The 18,065-nt window shown below is 56.5% G+C and carries 13 protein-coding genes and 1 tRNA gene; 6 read left to right on the forward strand and 8 right to left on the reverse strand.

Going from position 1 to position 18,065, the window contains the following annotated elements; genetic code table 11:
- Positions 1–56: 56 nt before the first annotated feature.
- Entirely contained in the window at positions 57–962 is a 906-nt protein-coding gene (locus tag INF86_RS04150) for a LysR family transcriptional regulator (RefSeq protein ID WP_058646886.1), read from the reverse strand.
- 109 nt (positions 963–1,071) lie between these two features.
- Between INF86_RS04150 and INF86_RS04155 the strand changes: the two genes are divergently transcribed.
- The 3 genes from INF86_RS04155 (at position 1,072) to INF86_RS04165 (ending at position 2,855) form a co-directional block, all read left to right on the forward strand.
- The gene (locus INF86_RS04155) at positions 1,072–1,932 is read left to right on the forward strand and encodes a pirin family protein (protein WP_022647694.1); all 861 of its coding nucleotides are present in this window, start codon (positions 1,072–1,074) and stop codon (positions 1,930–1,932) included.
- Positions 1,933–1,952: 20 nt separating this feature from the next.
- Positions 1,953–2,630: an isochorismatase family protein gene (locus INF86_RS04160; RefSeq protein ID WP_003858068.1), complete on the forward strand. Its 678-nt coding sequence runs from the start codon at positions 1,953–1,955 to the stop codon at positions 2,628–2,630.
- 137 nt (positions 2,631–2,767) lie between these two features.
- Positions 2,768–2,855: transfer RNA gene (locus tag INF86_RS04165), tRNA-Ser, on the forward strand.
- 213 nt (positions 2,856–3,068) lie between these two features.
- On the opposite strand, the gene INF86_RS04170 is transcribed toward INF86_RS04165, so the two are convergent.
- The 5 genes from INF86_RS04170 to efeU form a co-directional block, all read right to left on the reverse strand.
- Positions 3,069–4,574 (reverse strand): sodium:alanine symporter family protein, encoded by a 1,506-nt coding sequence (locus INF86_RS04170; protein ID WP_193543251.1) that lies wholly within the window; start codon positions 4,572–4,574, stop codon positions 3,069–3,071.
- A gap of 419 nt (positions 4,575–4,993) precedes the next feature.
- Positions 4,994–5,785 carry a phosphate starvation-inducible protein PhoH gene (phoH, locus tag INF86_RS04175; protein ID WP_017384762.1) on the reverse strand — a complete coding sequence of 264 codons (792 nt, stop codon included), beginning with the start codon at positions 5,783–5,785 and terminating at the stop codon, positions 4,994–4,996.
- Between the two features lie 499 nt (positions 5,786–6,284).
- Positions 6,285–7,568 carry an iron uptake transporter deferrochelatase/peroxidase subunit gene (gene efeB / locus INF86_RS04180; protein ID WP_193543252.1) on the reverse strand — a complete coding sequence of 428 codons (1,284 nt, stop codon included), beginning with the start codon at positions 7,566–7,568 and terminating at the stop codon, positions 6,285–6,287.
- A 3-nt stretch (positions 7,569–7,571) separates the two neighbouring features.
- Complete coding sequence (gene efeO / locus INF86_RS04185) at positions 7,572–8,699, reverse strand: iron uptake system protein EfeO (RefSeq protein WP_126490379.1); 1,128 nt, start codon at positions 8,697–8,699, stop codon at positions 7,572–7,574.
- Between the two features lie 41 nt (positions 8,700–8,740).
- The gene (gene efeU / locus INF86_RS04190) at positions 8,741–9,574 is read right to left on the reverse strand and encodes an iron uptake transporter permease EfeU (RefSeq protein ID WP_063146131.1); all 834 of its coding nucleotides are present in this window, start codon (positions 9,572–9,574) and stop codon (positions 8,741–8,743) included.
- A 251-nt stretch (positions 9,575–9,825) separates the two neighbouring features.
- Between efeU and INF86_RS04195 the strand changes: the two genes are divergently transcribed.
- Positions 9,826–11,010 (forward strand): NupC/NupG family nucleoside CNT transporter, encoded by a 1,185-nt coding sequence (locus INF86_RS04195; RefSeq protein WP_193543253.1) that lies wholly within the window; start codon positions 9,826–9,828, stop codon positions 11,008–11,010.
- Between the two features lie 70 nt (positions 11,011–11,080).
- Here the strand turns inward: INF86_RS04195 and INF86_RS04200 are convergent, their stop codons facing one another.
- Both INF86_RS04200 and putP read right to left on the reverse strand, forming a co-directional pair.
- Entirely contained in the window at positions 11,081–11,500 is a 420-nt protein-coding gene (locus tag INF86_RS04200) for a DUF3574 domain-containing protein (RefSeq protein ID WP_045307917.1), read from the reverse strand.
- A gap of 69 nt (positions 11,501–11,569) precedes the next feature.
- Positions 11,570–13,078, reverse strand: coding sequence for a sodium/proline symporter PutP (gene putP / locus INF86_RS04205; RefSeq protein ID WP_193543254.1), 1,509 nt, complete (start codon positions 13,076–13,078; stop codon positions 11,570–11,572).
- A gap of 422 nt (positions 13,079–13,500) precedes the next feature.
- Between putP and putA the strand changes: the two genes are divergently transcribed.
- Both putA and INF86_RS04215 read left to right on the forward strand, forming a co-directional pair.
- Entirely contained in the window at positions 13,501–17,463 is a 3,963-nt protein-coding gene (gene putA / locus INF86_RS04210) for a trifunctional transcriptional regulator/proline dehydrogenase/L-glutamate gamma-semialdehyde dehydrogenase (RefSeq protein ID WP_193543255.1), read from the forward strand.
- 101 nt (positions 17,464–17,564) lie between these two features.
- Positions 17,565–17,957 (forward strand): lysozyme inhibitor LprI family protein, encoded by a 393-nt coding sequence (locus INF86_RS04215; RefSeq protein ID WP_193543256.1) that lies wholly within the window; start codon positions 17,565–17,567, stop codon positions 17,955–17,957.
- Positions 17,958–18,065: the final 108 nt, after the last annotated feature.

An 18,065-nucleotide genomic window follows, 5' to 3' on the forward strand; every position in this document is an offset into this window, starting at 1 on the left:
CCCCGGAGGGGAGAGGGGATAGTTAGGTGCTCGCATTCAGTTGTCCCCTGGAAACGTTACTCCTCCACCATCCGGGCATATTCTTCGGTTAGAAAATCCACCAGCGTCCTGACCGATGGCAGCAGGCCGCGCCGGGAAGGATACACCGCATGGATCACTTCCCTTCTGGGTTCCCAGGCATTCAGCACCCGAACAAGCTCACCTGAAGCCAGCTGATCCTTCACCATCAAAATGGGCAACTGTACCACGCCCACGCCCGCCATCGCTGCCTCCCGCAGCGCCAGCATATCGGTAGTCACCAGGCGCGGCGTGAAGTGAATGTCTGCTTTCGCCCCCTCCGGCCCGCTCAGCTCCCACTTATGCAGGTGTTTACCAGCGCCCATACTTAAACCCGGCCATTCGCTGAGTTCAGAAGGCATCGCCGGGTTGCCCATCCGTTCAATCAGTGTCGGCCCGGCAACCAGACAGTGTCCCCTGTCCGCCAGCACCCTTAATACCAAATCGCTGTCATCAAACGGGCGCGGACGAACGCGGATCGCCACATCCACCCCCTCCCCCACCAGATCGACCCGGCGGTTGGTGGCTTCAAGCTGGAGGTTAATTCCCGGATAGCGCGCCATAAACCTCGCCAGCATGGGCCCCACGTGAACGTGCAGTAGGGTTACGGGGCAAGTGATCCTGACCATACCGCGCGGCTCAGCCTGTAAAGCAGCCACCGCCTCCTCCGCAGCTTCAGCCTCCACCAGCATGGCTTTACAGTGCTGAAAGAACGTCTGCCCCACTTCAGTCACCGCAAACTGCCGCGTAGTACGTTGTATCAACCGAACACCCAGGCGTTCTTCCAGCTGCGCAATCCGACGGCTCAGTTTCGACTTTGGCTGATCGAGCGCCCGCCCCGCTGCCGCAAAGCCGCCATGCTCCACCACCTTCACAAACCATACGAAATCATTGAGATCCTGCATACGCCCCCATTGTTCCATTTAAGGAACAGTGAATGTCATTTTTGCTATCTACCGGGATATTAACCCTGAATATAAGCTATTTACATCAACAGGACATCAGGAGTTAATCATGAAAAACGTAACAGGCGTGTATACCGCACCTCGTCCGCACTGGGTCGGTGATGGTTTTCCGGTTCGTTCGATGTTTTCTTACCAGACGCACGGCGAACCGCTGAGCCCGTTCCTGCTGCTTGACTACGCCGGACCACATACCTTCCCGGCGGATGGCGCAAAACGCGGCGTGGGCGAGCATCCTCATCGCGGTTTTGAAACGGTGACCATCGTCTACTCAGGCGAAGTTGAGCACCGTGATTCCACCGGCAGAGGCGGCGTTATTGGTCCAGGCGATGTGCAGTGGATGACGGCAGGCGCAGGCATTTTGCACGAGGAGTTCCACTCCAGCGCGTTCTCGCAGAAAGGCGGTGAACTGAAAATGATGCAGCTGTGGGTCAACCTGCCCGCCAAAGACAAAATGGCGACGCCTGGCTACCAGAGCATCACTCAGGCGGATATCCCGGTGGTCACCCTGCCGGATAACAGCGGAACAATGCGCGTGATTGCTGGCCGCTTTGGAGAGGTAACCGGCCCGGCGCATACCTTCTCACCGCTTAACGTATGGGATCTCGCGCTGCACCAGGGCAGCCACCTGACGCTCAATCAGCCCGAAGGCTGGAGCACGGCGCTGGTTGTTGTTGAGGGCAGCGTGACGGTGAACGGCACCACGCCTGCGGGTGAGGCGCAGCTGGTCGTGCTGAGTCAGAGCGGCGACAAGCTGCATCTCGAAGCCAGCAGCGATGCCAAAGTGTTGCTGATGGCCGGGGAGCCACTGAATGAACCCATCGTGGGCTATGGCCCGTTTGTGATGAACAGTAAAACCGAAATCGCCGAAGCTATTCGCGATTTCAACTCCGGCCGCTTTGGCCAAATCTAAACGTAATAAAGGAGCGCATTATGTCTACCCCTGCAAACTTCAACGGTGCACGTCCCGTTATTGACGTCAATGATGCCGTTATGCTGCTTATCGATCACCAGAGCGGATTGTTCCAGACTGTTGGAGACATGCCAATGCCTGAGCTGCGCGCTCGTGCAGCAGCGCTGGCAAAGATCGCCTCGCTGGCGAAGATCCCGGTGATCACCACGGCGTCGGTTCCACAGGGACCGAACGGCCCGCTTATCCCGGAGATCCACGCCAATGCGCCGCACGCACAGTATGTGGCACGCAAGGGTGAGATCAACGCCTGGGATAATCCGGAGTTCGTGGCGGCGGTGAAAGCCACCGGACGCAAAACGCTGATTATCGCGGGGACGATTACCAGCGTTTGCATGGCCTTCCCGTCCATCAGCGCGGTGGCGGACGGATATAAAGTGTTTGCGGTGATTGATGCCTCCGGCACCTACAGCAAAATGGCGCAAGAGATCACCCTGGCGCGCGTGGTGCAGGCAGGCGTGGTACCGATGGACACAGCGGCAGTGGCCTCAGAGATCCAGCGCACGTGGAACCGTGAAGATGCGGGAGAATGGGCAGAGGTGTACACACACATCTTCCCTGCCTACCAGCTGCTGATCGAAAGTTACAGCAAAGCGCAGGACGTCGTGAAAAACAGCGAAGTGCTCGATTCGCAGCGTTGATCCTGCGCGGTGCGCCATAAGCTGATTAAGGCTTAACCGAACAGGCACGAATGCAGAAAATCTGCTTGACCGCTTTCGCGCAACTCCCTATAGTAGCGCCCCGTTGCCCCCCAAGCGGTCAGGCAGCAAAACAATATGGTGAGGTGTCCGAGTGGCTGAAGGAGCACGCCTGGAAAGTGTGTATACGGCAACGTATCGGGGGTTCGAATCCCCCCCTCACCGCCATATTTTAAGAAGAGCTCGCATGAAAATGCGGGCTTTTTTTTCGCATGTTGCACGTCTGCGGGGGGATGAGAACCCCCGACCGGGGTTCGACAACTGGCGCAGCCAGTTGGACAGACTGAGAGCGAAGCGAGTCAATCCCCGCCGGTGCGGGTGATACCGCCTCACCCATAAAAAAAGCCCGCGCATAAGCACGGGCCCGTTTTAAACTATTCCTCAGTTATTCAACTTCCCCGCCGGCTGCTTTCCTTCAGGAGAAGAAACCTGCCCCGGCAATCCCCCCTCTTCATCACTGCGCTCCCCCAACCAGTAATCCGCATTTTTAATCCCAAGCCGAACCGGATCAAACTGTGGATCAATTCCCTGCGCATTCTGGGTTTCATAATCCTTCAGGCTGGCAAAGGCTTTTTTATGCAAGAGGACAATGGCAATAATGTTGAGCCAGGCCATCAGCCCTACCCCGATATCCCCTAATCCCCATGCCAGATCCGCGGTGCGGATTGTGCCATATACCGTGGAAGCCATCAGACATAATTTAAGCAGGAATGTCAGCCACGGACGGTGAATTTTACGGTTGATGTAGGCGATATTGGTTTCAGCGATATAGTAATAGGCAATGATGGTGGTGAAGGCAAAGAAGAATAGCGCGATGGCGACAAAGTAATTACCAAAGCCCGGCATCATACTTTCCATCGCTGTCTGCACATAGCCAGGACCGGCCGCCACGCCTGCAATACCGGTATAAAGGGCTGCGCCGTCGACGCCCTGAACATTATAAAGCCCGGTGATCAACAGCATAAACCCGGTCGCGGAGCAGACAAACAGCGTGTCGATATATACGGAGAACGCCTGAACCAGCCCTTGTTTCACCGGATGACTTACGGCTGCTGCCGAGGATGCATGTGGCCCGGTGCCCTGCGCCGCCTCGTTGGAATATACGCCGCGTTTAACGCCCCACATGATAGCCTGGCCCAGAATAGCGCCAAATCCCGCTTCAAGGCCAAAAGCACTTTTCCAGATCAGCAGGATAACAGCAGGCAGTTTTTCAATATTGATCGCGATAATAACGCAGGCAACAATAATATAGCCGAGCGCCATAAACGGAACGACCATACTGCTAAAGCTGGCGATCCTTTTTACACCACCGAAAATAATGAAGCTTAACAGTACAGCCAGTATTGCCGCCGTAACGTTTGGGTTAAGACCGAAGGCAATATCCAGGCTGGCGGCAATTGAGTTTGCCTGTACGCCCGGAAGTAATAAACCGCAGGAGAAAATGGTCACAATAGCAAATAACCATGCGTACCACTTCACCCCCAACCCTTTTTCAATATAAAAGGCAGGTCCCCCACGATATTCGCCGTTAATTTTTTCTTTATAAACCTGACCTAACGTGGATTCAACAAAAGCAGAGCTGGCGCCTAAAAATGCCACTACCCACATCCAGAAAAGCGCACCGGGGCCACCAAAGGTAATGGCGGTCGCCACACCGGCGATATTCCCTGTCCCTACGCGGCCCGCCAGCGTCATCGTCAACGCCTGAAACGATGATACGCCGGCATCGGTAGCCCCGCCCTGAAACATCAGGGTAATCATATGTTTTATATGACGTAATTGCAGAAAACGACTACGCAGTGAGAAATAGAGACCGACACCCAGACATAAAAATATTAACGCAGGGCTCCAGATAACACCGTTAATTGCACTAACCAGTTCGTTCATGTATGACCCTCAGCGTGATGTTCCAGAGGAAACGATCCCCTGGTGTGTTTCTTCTTAGAATTTAATTTGAACAAGTACGAAACATAGATAATTACCCAAAAGACACCAACTTAATTTTTACTGCTTAGTCATGTTCTGTGACAACATTCACGTTTAATTTTCACCTAACAATTAGCGCGATCATTATATTCACAGGTATTTTGTGGGTATTGTAAATACATATCACATTTTTTCTAACTGTATAAAAAGCGTTCGCAGCAAATTAACAGTAATATTATTATTACCGCAAAACGGTGCGTAAATGCCGTTGAATGCTATAGGAAATAAATATGATTTAAAAAAAGCCATGCGAACAGAGGGAATAAAAGAAGCTTCCCGGCATGACGCCGGGAAGAAATGACTTAAAATGTGAAATGATCTTAGTCGGAGTACACTTCCAGCGTTCGTTGACACAGCGCTGAGCGGACGCAGTCCTCTTTTGTGAAGCGGACCACCCCTATCATCTCATCTTCCTCAAAACGTGACATGGCATCGCTCAGGCCAGACTTCACGCCCGACGGCAGGTCACACTGGGTAATATCGCCGTTGACGATAACCGTCACGTTCTCCCCGAGGCGCGTTAAAAACATCTTCATTTGCGCAGCGGTCACGTTCTGAGCCTCGTCAAGAATAACGACCGCATTTTCAAATGTACGTCCGCGCATATAGGCGAACGGCGCGATTTCCACCTTGCCAATCTCTGGTCGCAGGCAGTACTGCATAAAGGAAGCGCCCAACCGCTTCACCAGCACGTCATAGACGGGCCTGAAGTACGGGGCAAACTTCTCAGAAATATCGCCAGGCAGGAAGCCCAGATCTTCATCCGCTTGCAGTACCGGACGGGTAACGATGATCCTTTCCACGTCCTTATGAATCAGCGCCTCCGCCGCTTTGGCGGCACTGATCCAGGTTTTCCCGCATCCGGCTTCCCCGGTTGCAAAGATGAGCTGTTTACTCTCGATAGCATTCAGGTAGTGCGCCTGAGCTTCATTCCGCGCCACTATTGGCGATGCATCGCGGCTGTCCCGCGCCATGCCAATGGATTCTACGCCGCTCATCTGCACAAGCGAGGTGACCGATTCTTCTTCACGCTGTTTATGGCTACGTGAATCCCGTCTCAGCACACGTTTTGCTTCGCGACGAGCTTTGATCACTGCTTTCTGTCTTCCCATGGATAGCACCTTGAGTTGTTGGTATTCATCACACGCGCCAGCATCGGCACGATTATGCGCACGAACATCAGAGGGTTGGCTTCCTTGTAAGCCATTGCTTGCATTACCGGATGACGATACAGAACGGCTACGCGCACCGTTATGCACGTCGGTAGAAATCGTATTTAGAGTTGGAGGGGAGAATTTTGTGGTGAGGAAATCGCTGCCGGAGTCTGAGCCTCCGCGCCGGGTGCTGCGGTTGATGTGTTTACCTTGTCCAGTACAGGACGCAACCATTCGCGATCTCCATAGTGAGTCAATATCACTGCCGGGAACTACCGCTGTCTTATCTTAAGTACATCAGGAATTATCATAAATGCAACATTTATTTTACCTAGATGCAACCTTTAAGACTGCTCCTGCAGCGGAATCAGTCTCATATATGAATATTACAGAAATATAACAACAAGATAGTCATATGGAAAAATAATGTCCCCGCGAACTGTCGCAGGGACGATTATCAGGCTTCTATCAGACCCTGAGCGAGCCAGGTCTTCGCGTCACGCGCGCCGGGCAGGGCAAAGAAATAGCCGCCGCCGATGGGCTTGATGTACTCCTCCAGCGCTTCGCCGTTGAGCCGCTTCTGCACGGTGAGGAACCCTTTCTCCAGATCGTGCTGATAGCAGACAAACAGCAGTCCCATATCAAGCTGACCGGAATTGGTCACCCCCAACGAGTAGCTGTAGCCCCTGCGCATCATCAGGCTGGACTGGGTCTCTTTGGTGCGAGGATTGGCGAGACGAATATGGCTGTCCAGCGCGATGACATCTCCGTTCGGATCGCGGGCGTACTCGGGTTCATCGTGCTCGTGCTTCATGCCGAGCGGTGCGCCGGTTTGCTTATCGCGGCCGAAGATCGTCTGCTGCTCTTTCAGCGGCGTACGGTCCCAGAACTCCACGTGGAACTGAATGATACGCACCGCCTGATAGCTGCCACCCACCGCCCAGGCCGGTTCGCCCTGATCCTCCGTCACCCAGACCACGTTTTTCATCAACACGGTATTGCTGCTGTCCGGGTTGGCGGTACCGTCTTTGAAGCCCAGCAGGTTGACCGGCGTCTCTTTCCCTTTACTGCGCGCGGCGTGGTCAGAGATAAAACCTTCCCGCTTCCAGCGCACGCTGAGCAGATCCGGAGTGTGCTTGATGATATCGCGCAGGGCGTGGATCACCGTATCCTGGGTATTGGCGCAGATCTGCAACAGCAGATCGCCGTGGCACAACGCCGCGTCGAGAGAGTCATTCGGGAATCGCGTCATTTTTTGCAGCGCTTTCGGCTTCTGCTTCGCCAGACCGTAGCGATCATCAAACAGCGATTCCCCCACCGACACGGTGATGGTCAGATTATCGGGAGCGATAAACGCCCCGAGGATCCCGGAATCCATCGGCGGCAGGCGCGGATTCGGTGTTTCCGGTGCCGGACCGCCCGCCGTAAGGAAGGCAATGCGCGTGGTCAACAGCCTGAACAGACGCTCAAGGTCAGCCTTATCACTCGCCAGCGAATCGAAAGCCACCAGCATCATCGAGGCCTGCTGCGGCGTCAGGATTCCTGCCTGGTGCTCACCATAAAATGGCTGCGTTTCCATACGCGCAACCGGGGAGAGCGTGCCGGGGGCACTTTGCGGTTTTGCCGCATGCGCCACCGGACAGCCGCCCGCCAGGGCAAACGCGCCGCCCAGCGCCCCTACCCCTTTTAACAACCGACGTCGGGAAGGTTCCGCCACGTCGTACTCATCATGCTTGTTCATCGCTTAGTCCAGACCCAGAACGCCACGCAGCAGGGAGAGATCTTCCGCCAGCGTCGTAATCGGGCCTTTCAGCGCGTTACGGTCAGCATCGGTCAGCTTGTCGTAGGTTTCGAACCCGTCTTTGGTACGGTATTTCGCCAGGATGGCGTCAACTTTCTTAAAGTTGGCATCCACTTTCGCCAGCAGTTCGCCGTTCTCTTTTTGCAGCTGGGGCCGCAGCAGATCGACAATTTTTTGTGCGCCGTCGACGTTTGCCTGGAAGTCCCACAGGTCGGTGTGGCTGTAGCGATCTTCTTCGCCGCTGATTTTGCTCGCGGCCACTTCTTCAATCAGACCCGCAGCACCACCCACCACTTTCGACGGCGGGAAGGCCAGCTCGCTGATGCGTTTTTGCAGCTCCAGCACGTCGCTGTTGAGCTGATCGGCGTATTTCTCCATCCCTTTGGTGGAGCTATCGCCAAACAGGGCTTTTTCCAGGCGGTGGAAGCCGGTGAATTTCGGATCGGCGGCCTTCTGCTCGTAGTCATCTTCGCGGGCGTCAATGCTGCCATCGAGGTCAGAGAACAGCTCGGCAATCGGCTCGATGCGCTCGTAGTGCTGACGTGTAGGCGCATACAGGGATTTCGCTTTTTCGATATCGCCCGCTTTCACCGCGTCGGTAAAGGCTTTGGTGCCTGCCACCAGGTCAGCCGTCTCTTTGGTGACGTAGGCTTTATAGGCGGTAATGGCGTCGCCGAGGCTCAGCAGCGCGGTGCCTTTGGCCCCGTCCGCCGTCGCTGCGCCTTTGACGATCAGCTTACCTTTCGGGTTAGTCAGCAGGCCGCAGGTCATGTCATATTCCCCCGGCTGAAGATTAGCGGTCATTTTCTGGCTGAAGCCAGGCGCGATATTTTCACGCTCTTCTACCACCATCACGCCTTTCAGGATCTCCCACTCCAGCGCCTTCTGGCTGTGGTTCTGAATAATAAACTGGGTTTTACCGCTGTTAACCGTGATGGTCATCGGCTCGCACTGTTTATCGTTGACGGTGACTTTTACCTGCGGAATATCTGCTGCCTGAGCGGCGAAGGCAGACGCGAACAGCGCTGCCACACCAACCTGTAACGCGCTACGACGGAATTGAATAGCCATGTCTCTTCCCTTTAAAGTATGTTGTAACTAAACAAAGCGCTTCACGGCGCAGTACGCGACGGCTGAGCGCTGGGGCGCGATGGCATGAAGAACAGCACCAGCGCCGGAATAAGATAGATAAAGTACATCGCCACCTCGCTGACGCTCGGCGTTTCCTGATAACCGAAGATACCTTCAAGGAGCGTGCCGGTCAGTGAGTGGGTGGAGAGAACGTTACTAAAATCAAACGCCACGTCCTGGAAGTGGTTCCACAGGCCCGCTTCATGGAAGGCGCGGATCGCCCCTGCCGCCAGCCCCGCGGCCACCAGCAAAATAAACAGGCTGGTCCACTTGAAGAACGCGCCCAGGTTAAGACGAATGCCGCCCCAGTAGAGCAGGAAGCCAAGCACAACCGCCGTGGCCAGCCCAAGCATCGCGCCCAGCGGCGGCCAGATGCCCACGTCCTGCTGAAAAGCCGCGAGCAGGAAGAACACTGACTCCAGGCCTTCACGCGCCACGGCGAAAAAAACCATCATGATCAGCGCCCAGCCGTGGTGGTTGCCTTTTTGCAGGGCGTTATCCACCGCCTGCTCCAGCTGTACCTTGACGTTACGGGAGACCTTGCGCATCCAGAACACCATCCAGGTGAGGATCACCACCGCTATTACGGCAACAATGCCTTCAAAAAGCTCTTGCTCTTTCTGAGGAAATTCACCGGTGGTTTCGTTGATAAGAATACCCAGCCCCAGGCAGAGCGCCGCGGCCAGGAAGACGCCAACCCACATCACGCCGATCCAGCGTCCACGCTGGGTGCGCTTCAGATAACTGGCGATAAGGCTAACAATCAGGGCCGCTTCAAGGCCTTCACGTAACATAATGAGAAAAGGAACAAACATGCAGACACCTTAAATGTTTATCGCGGTCAACTGATGCAAAGAAAGGTAAATTCTTGTGATAGTGATTATCATTACGGCTACAAGAAAAACAAGCGAAATATGTGGAGTTTTGATGACCAGATGTAAACGCATTGCGGAATAATAATTGCCTGAGTAACCGTTACGTTTATAAGGTATAACGAAAATGCCCATTTACGGTTAACCGGGGCTGTGGCTAAATGTCCACCTCGAAAACCAACTGAAAATAAGCCATGTTTAAAATTGTCCATTTCCTGCTGGCGCTGGTGATTATTCTTGCGCTCGCCTGGCTGGTGAGTTTCGACCGCCGAAAAATTCGTATTCGTTTCGTTTTACAGCTGATCGTGATTGAAATTGCGCTGGCGTTCTTTTTCCTGCATGCAGAAAGCGGTCTGTTTATTATTAAATACGTCTCCGGTTTCTTTGAGTCGCTGCTTAAATTCGCTGCCGAAGGGACGAATTTTGTCTTTGGCGGGATGGGTGAAAAAGGGCTGGCGTTTATTTTCCTTGGCGTGCTCTGCCCCATTATTTTTATCTCGGCGCTAATTGGTATTCTTCAGCACTGGCGCATTCTGCCGATCTTTATTCGGGTGATCGGGACGCTACTGTCAAAACTGAACGGCATGGGCAAGCTTGAATCCTTTAACGCGGTGAGCTCACTGATCCTCGGTCAGTCGGAAAACTTCATTGCCTACAAGGGCGTACTCGGGGATCTCTCCTCGCGTCGTCTGTTTACGATGGCTGCCACGGCCATGTCGACTGTGTCGCTGTCGATTGTCGGGGCCTATATGACCATGCTCGACGCCAGATTTGTCGTCGCGGCGCTGATCCTGAACATGTTCAGCACCTTTATTATTCTTTCGGTCATTAACCCGACCCGCCCGGAAGCGGAGCCGGATATCAGGCTGGAAAAACTGCACGAATCCCAGAGCTTCTTTGAAATGCTGGGCGAGTATATTCTGGCCGGTTTTAAGGTGGCGATGATTATTCTGGCGATGCTGATTGGTTTTATCGCCCTTATTAGCGCCGTTAATGCCCTCTTCTCCAGCGTATTTGGCCTGAGCTTCCAGCAGATTCTGGGTTACGTGTTTTATCCGCTGGCGTGGCTTATTGGTATTCCGCTGAGCGATGCCTTAAACGCGGGGAGTATTATGGCAACAAAACTGGTGGCGAATGAATTTGTGGCGATGATTGAGCTGCAAAAAATAGCCCATCAAATGTCCCCGCGCGGTCTGGGTATTTTGTCCGTGTTCCTGGTGTCGTTCGCTAACTTCGCCTCGATTGGCATTGTAGCGGGGGCAATAAAAGGCCTGAACGAGCAACAGGGTAACGTGGTGTCGCGGTTTGGTCTGCGCCTGGTATACGGTGCGACGCTGGTGAGCCTGCTGTCGGCGAGCTTTGCGGGGTTGGTGCTCTGATGCAATGCCGGGTGGCGCTTCGCTTACCCGGCCTACAAAACAACAGCGGCGGGAATTCCCGCCGTTCTCATTAAAACTGCACGCACACCGGCTGGTCGACCCGCATTACCGATTCCTGCGCGAAACGAGACTTATAGATCCCGCGCAACGCTTCGATGTTCTTCTCGCTCTGCGCGTCTTTACCATGGATGAGCATTAACGCTTTGCTGGGTTCACGCGCCACTTTTCCGTCGTTCCCCAGCCACTGCCCGCGGGCATCAACCACCGTTAAGCCATCGCGAAAACGCGGCGTCACGTCCTGGTCGACAAACTGCTGCCACTCGCTGCCGGTAATCTGCGCCCCTGCCGGGCGATTCAAGCCAAAATAGAGCGTAGTCTGCTGCATCTGGTTATCCGCTTTGCAGGTCTCCACCGCCGCATGCTGCGTGGGAGCGTTACACCCCGCCAGCAGCAGTAATGCTGCCATCATCAACCCTGTTTTAATCATCATTCTCATCTCGAACGGGTGAACGGTCTGTCCCCTCTCCCCTTTGGGGAGAGGGTTAGGGTGAGGGGGAAATTACTCAGCCTGGAGCTTAGACGGCGGCGCTGAGTGGTAATGCGCATCCGCTTCCGCAAAGCGCTTCTGCATAGATGCAGACGGCGCTTTACCCAGCAGGCTAAACACCACAATACCGAGGCTGCCGAAGATGAAGCCCGGGATGATTTCGTACAGGCCCAGCCACGCGAACTGTTTCCAGACGATAACGGTAACCGCACCGATGATCATCCCCGCCAGCGCGCCGTTGCGGGTCATGCGTGACCACAGAACGGAGAACAGCACCACCGGACCAAATGCGGCGCCAAAGCCCGCCCACGCGTAGCTCACCAGCCCCAGCACGCGGTTTTCCGGGTTAGCCGCCAGCGCAATCGCCACCAGCGCCACTAGCAGCACCATAAAACGCCCTACCCACACTAACTCTTTCTGGCTCGCGCCCTTACGCAGGAACGCTTTGTAGAGGTCTTCGGTGATGGCACTGGAGCACACCAGCAGCTGACAGCTCAGGGTGGACATGACTGCCGCCAGGATCGCGGAGAGCAGGATACCGGCAATCCACGGGTTGAACAGGATCTGCGCCAGCTCGATGAACACGCGCTCGGCGTTCTGGTTCACCGCGCCCGCCTGCGTCGGGTTGTTGTTGAAGTAGGCGATACCGAAGAAACCGACCGCGCACGCCCCCGCCAGACACAGGATCATCCACGTCATGCTGATGCGACGCGCGTGAACGATGGTGTGGTGAGAATCCGCCGCCATAAAGCGCGCCAGAATGTGCGGCTGACCGAAGTAGCCCAGGCCCCAGCCCATCAGGGAGACGATGGCCACGAAGTTCAGCCCTTTCAGCATATCGACGTTTTCGATGCTCTTCTGCTTGATCACTTCCAGCGATTCGCCAAAGCCGCCGACGGTAAAAATCACAATTATTGGGGTCAGGATCAGGGCGAAAATCATCAGACTCGCCTGCACGGTATCGGTCCAGCTTACCGCCAGGAATCCGCCCACGAAGGTATAGAGGATGGTCGCGGCCGCACCGGCCCACAGCGCCGTTTCATAGCTCATGCCGAAGGTGCTTTCGAACAGGCGCGCGCCCGCCACAATGCCGGAGGCACAGTAGATGGTGAAGAACAGCAGGATCACCACCGCAGAGATAATACGCAATATGCGGCTGTTATCTTCAAAGCGTCCGGTGAAGTAATCCGGCAGCGTCAGGGCGTTGTTGTTGGCTTCGGTATGCACACGCAGACGGCCTGCTACCAGCTTCCAGTTGATCCATGCGCCAACGGTCAGGCCGATGGCGATCCAGCTTTCGGAGATACCGGAGATGAAAATCGCGCCCGGCAGCCCCATCAGCAGCCAGCCGCTCATGTCGGATGCGCCCGCTGAGAGTGCGGTGACCATCGGGCCCAAGCTGCGCCCGCCGAGGATGTAGTCGTCAAAGTTTTTAGTGGAACGCCATGCCAAAAACCCTATCAGGATCATGCCAAAAATATAAACGAGAAATGTCACCAGCATCGGTGTGCTAATAGCCATTCAAATTCTCCAAAATGTCGAGCGACAGCCGTCCGGGCTGCCTTGTTATGTCATCACCGGAACGTAGTGATGTGTGTATGTGTTTCCGTTGGGCGCGCTATCCTGCCGTATACGCATCCCACTGACAAACGATTTAACACTGCATTTACATGAATTTCATCCCTGGTTTTATACGTCTTTCCTATAGGTTGCACTCGCTCACGCTTTTATGGGTTGCACCTTTAAAAAGTGTTAAGCACCGCATAAAAACTGGGCTCAGAAACCGCCGCGCGTTCTTTTTCACAGCTAACTAATCGTTAACAATCCATTCATTTTCCAGCTTGCAGACCAGGTCACATTTAACACGGTTGCACAAAGTTGCAACATGGTGGATATTTCACGCTATCAACAGAACGCTATTACAGAACAACAGGAGTTTTGGCATGGGGATGACCACCATGGGGGTTAAGCTGGATGACGCTACCCGCGAACGGATTAAAACCGCTGCGACCCGTATCGACCGCACGCCGCACTGGTTAATCAAGCAGGCGATTTTTAACTATCTGGAAAGACTGGAGAGTGAAGAAGGTCTGCCGGAGCTGCCTGCCCTGCTGGCGGGCGCTGCGAACGAAGGCGAAGAGGCCGCGACGGCCGCTGATGAGAACCACCAGCCGTTCCTGGAATTTGCCGAGCAGATCCTGCCGCAGTCCGTCAGCCGCGCCGCCATTACCGGCGCCTATCGCCGTGCCGAAACCGACGCCGTGCCGATGCTGCTGGAGCAGGCGCGCCTGCCGGAAGCCGTTGCCGCTCAGGCGCACAGCCTGGCGTATCAGCTCGCCGACAAGCTGCGTAATCAGAAAACCGCCAGCGGACGCGCCGGTATGGTGCAGGGTCTGTTGCAGGAGTTCTCCCTCTCCTCGCAGGAAGGCGTGGCGCTGATGTGTCTGGCGGAAGCGCTGCTGCGTATTCCGGATAAAGCCACCCGCGATGCCCTTATCCGCGACAAAATCAGCAACGGCAACTGGCACTCCCACATTGGCCGCAGCCCGTCCCTGTTTGTGAACGCCGCCACCTGGGGCCTGCTGTTTACCGGCAAGCTGGTCTCCACCCATAACGAAGCCAACCTGTCGCGCTCCCTGAACCGTATTATCGGCAAGAGCGGCGAGCCGCTGATCCGTAAGGGCGTGGACATGGCGATGCGCCTGATGGGCGAGCAGTTCGTCACCGGGGAAACCATTGCCGAAGCGCTGGCGAACGCCCGCAAGCTGGAAGACAAAGGCTTCCGCTACTCCTACGACATGCTGGGTGAAGCGGCGCTGACCGCCGCCGACGCGCAGGCCTACATGGTCTCTTACCAGCAGGCGATCCACGCCATCGGTAAAGCGTCCAACGGTCGCGGTATTTATGAAGGGCCAGGCATCTCTATCAAGCTTTCCGCCCTGCACCCGCGCTACAGCCGCGCGCAGTACGACCGGGTGATGGAAGAACTCTACCCGCGCCTGAAGTCCCTGACCCTGCTGGCGCGCCAGTATGACATCGGCATCAACATCGACGCCGAAGAGGCGGATCGTCTGGAGATCTCCCTCGATCTGCTGGAAAAACTGTGCTTCGAGCCGGAGCTGGCGGGCTGGAACGGGATTGGTTTCGTTATCCAGGCCTACCAGAAACGCTGCCCGTTCGTCATTGACTACCTGATTGACCTGGCCAGCCGCAGCCGTCGCCGCCTGATGATCCGTCTGGTGAAGGGCGCCTACTGGGACAGCGAAATCAAACGCGCCCAGATGGAGGGTCTGGAAGGCTATCCGGTCTATACCCGCAAGGTCTACACCGACGTCTCTTACCTCGCCTGCGCGAAAAAACTGCTCGGCGTGCCGAACCTGATTTATCCGCAGTTCGCCACCCACAACGCCCACACCCTGGCGGCGATCTACAGCCTGGCGGGTCAGAACTACTATCCGGGCCAGTACGAGTTCCAGTGTCTGCACGGCATGGGTGAACCGCTGTACGAGCAGGTGACCGGTAAAGTGGCCGACGGCAAGCTGAACCGTCCGTGCCGTATTTATGCCCCGGTAGGTACTCACGAAACCCTGCTGGCCTACCTGGTGCGTCGTCTGCTGGAGAACGGGGCGAACACCTCCTTCGTTAACCGCATCGCCGATACCACCCTGCCGCTGGACGAACTGGTGGCCGATCCGGTACAGGCCGTAGAGAAGATGGCGGCGCAGGAAGGCCAGATTGGTCTGCCGCATCCGAAGATTGCCCTGCCGCGCGAGCTGTATGGTGCAGGTCGCGTCAACTCGGCGGGTCTGGATCTCGCCAACGAACACCGTCTGGCGTCGCTCTCTTCTGCCCTGCTTAACAGCGCATTGCAGAAGTGGCAGGCCAAACCGATCCTTGAGCAGTCCGTTGAAGACGGTGAAATGCAGCCGGTGATCAACCCGGCAGAGCCGAAGGATATCGTCGGCTACGTGCGCGAAGCCACAGAAGCGGAAGTGGATCAGGCTTTGGAGAGCGCGGTGAACAACGCGCCAATCTGGTTTGCCACCCCGCCGCAGGAGCGTGCCGCCATTCTGGAACGCGCGGCGGTGCTGATGGAAGATCAGATGCAGCAGCTTATCGGCATTCTGGTGCGTGAAGCGGGTAAAACCTTCAGCAACGCCATCGCCGAAGTGCGTGAGGCGGTCGACTTCCTGCACTACTACGCCGGTCAGGTGCGTGATGATTTCGACAACGAAACGCACCGTCCGCTCGGCCCGGTGGTCTGTATCAGCCCGTGGAACTTCCCGCTGGCAATCTTCACCGGCCAGATTGCCGCGGCCCTTGCCGCAGGCAACAGCGTGCTGGCAAAACCGGCAGAGCAGACTCCGCTGATTGCCGCTCAGGGCATCAACATTCTGCTGGAAGCGGGCGTACCGGCGGGCGTGGTGCAGCTGTTGCCGGGGCGCGGTGAAACGGTGGGTGCCAAACTGACCTCCGATAACCGCGTGCGCGGCGTGATGTTTACCGGTTCGACCGAAGTAGCCTCCCTGCTGCAACGCAACATCGCCACCCGTCTGGATGCGCAGGGCCGTCCAACGCCGCTGATCGCTGAAACCGGCGGCATGAACGCCATGATCGTGGACTCCTCCGCGCTCACTGAGCAGGTCGTCGTTGACGTGCTGGCCTCTGCCTTCGACAGCGCGGGTCAACGCTGTTCCGCCCTGCGCGTGCTGTGCTTACAGGATGACGTGGCTGACCACACGCTGAAGATGCTGCGCGGTGCGATGGCGGAATGCCGCATGGGCAACCCGGGCCGTCTCACCACCGATATCGGGCCGGTGATCGACGCGGAAGCCAAAGCCAACATCGAAAACCACATTCAGACCATGCGTGCCAAAGGCCGTCCGGTGTTCCAGGCGGTGCGTGAGAACAGTGAAGATGCCCGCGAGTGGCAGACCGGCACCTTCGTGCCGCCAACGCTGATTGAGCTGGCAAGCTTCGACGAGCTGAAAAAAGAGGTCTTCGGCCCGGTACTGCACGTTGTGCGCTACAACCGTAACAACCTCAACGAGCTGATCGATCAGATCAACGCCTCGGGTTACGGCCTGACGCTCGGCGTGCATACCCGTATCGACGAAACCATTGCCCAGGTGACCGGCAATGCTAAAGTCGGCAACCTGTACGTCAACCGTAATATGGTCGGCGCAGTCGTGGGCGTGCAGCCGTTCGGCGGCGAAGGCCTCTCCGGCACCGGTCCGAAAGCGGGTGGCCCGCTCTACCTGTACCGTCTGCTGGCTAACCGTCCGGAGAACGCCCTGGGCGTGACCCTGGCGCGTCAGGACGCACACTATCCGGTGGATACGCAGGTGAAAACCGTGCTGACCCAGCCGCTGGAGGCGCTGATTAAGTGGGCAGAAAACCGCCCTGAACTGCGTGCAATTGCGCAGCAGTACGGCGAGCTGGCGCAGGCCGGTACCCAGCGCCTGCTGCCGGGTCCAACCGGTGAGCGCAACACCTGGACGCTGATGCCGCGCGAGCGCGTACTGTGCGTGGCCGATAACGAGCAGGACGCGCTGGTGCAGCTGGCTGCCGCAATGGCAACCGGTTGTGAAGTGCTGTGGCCGGAAGATGCGCTGCATCGCGATCTCGCCAAACAGTTGCCAAAAGCGGTCTCGGCCCGCATTCGCTTTGCGAAGGTCGATGCGCTGCTGACCCAGCCGTTTGATGCGGTGATCTACCATGGTGATTCCGACCAGCTGCGCGAACTGTGTGAGCAGGTTGCGGCCCGCAGCGGTGCCATCGTTTCCGTGCAGGGCTTTGCGCGCGGGGAAACCAACCTGCTGCTGGAGCGTCTGTACGTGGAGCGCTCGCTCAGCGTCAACACCGCGGCGGCAGGCGGTAACGCCAGCCTGATGACAATCGGTTAATCGTGTAAACTTTCCCCGGTGACGCTACGCTTACCGGGGCTACAAAATCACCGTAGGCCGGATAAGCGCAGCGCATCCGGCTTTTTTACACGGAGGGAATGATGAAAAGAGTATTTCTCGCAGGCGCAGCACTGCTGCTCAGCGCCAGTGCGCTTGCCGACGAGTGCGACAAAGCGACCACCCAGCTTGAACTGAACACCTGTAGCGCGCAGCAGTACCAGGCCGCCGATAAAAAGCTCAACGAGACCTATCAGGCCGCCATCAAACGTGCGGCTGCGCCTCAGCGCGATCTGCTGAAAAAGGCGCAGCAGGCGTGGATCAGCCTGCGCGACGCGGACTGTGCGTTTATCAGTTCGGGTACGGAAGGCGGGAGCGTTCAGCCAATGATTGTGAACCAGTGTCTGGCGGAAAAAACCGTGGAGCGCGAAGCGTTTCTGGCCACGCTGATGCAGTGTGAAGAGGGCGACTTAAGCTGTCCCCTCCCGCCGGGCTGACGCGGCACTGAACTATTCCCTCTCCCACAGGGCTGAGGGTTCCCCACAAATTAATGCGAACACTGAGCAATCCCCTCGCCCCTCCGGGGAGAGGGTTAGGGTGAGGGG

Source organism: Enterobacter cloacae complex sp. I1M (assembly GCF_014982425.1).
In the GTDB taxonomy this organism is placed as follows: Bacteria; Pseudomonadota; Gammaproteobacteria; order Enterobacterales; family Enterobacteriaceae; genus Enterobacter; species Enterobacter intestinihominis.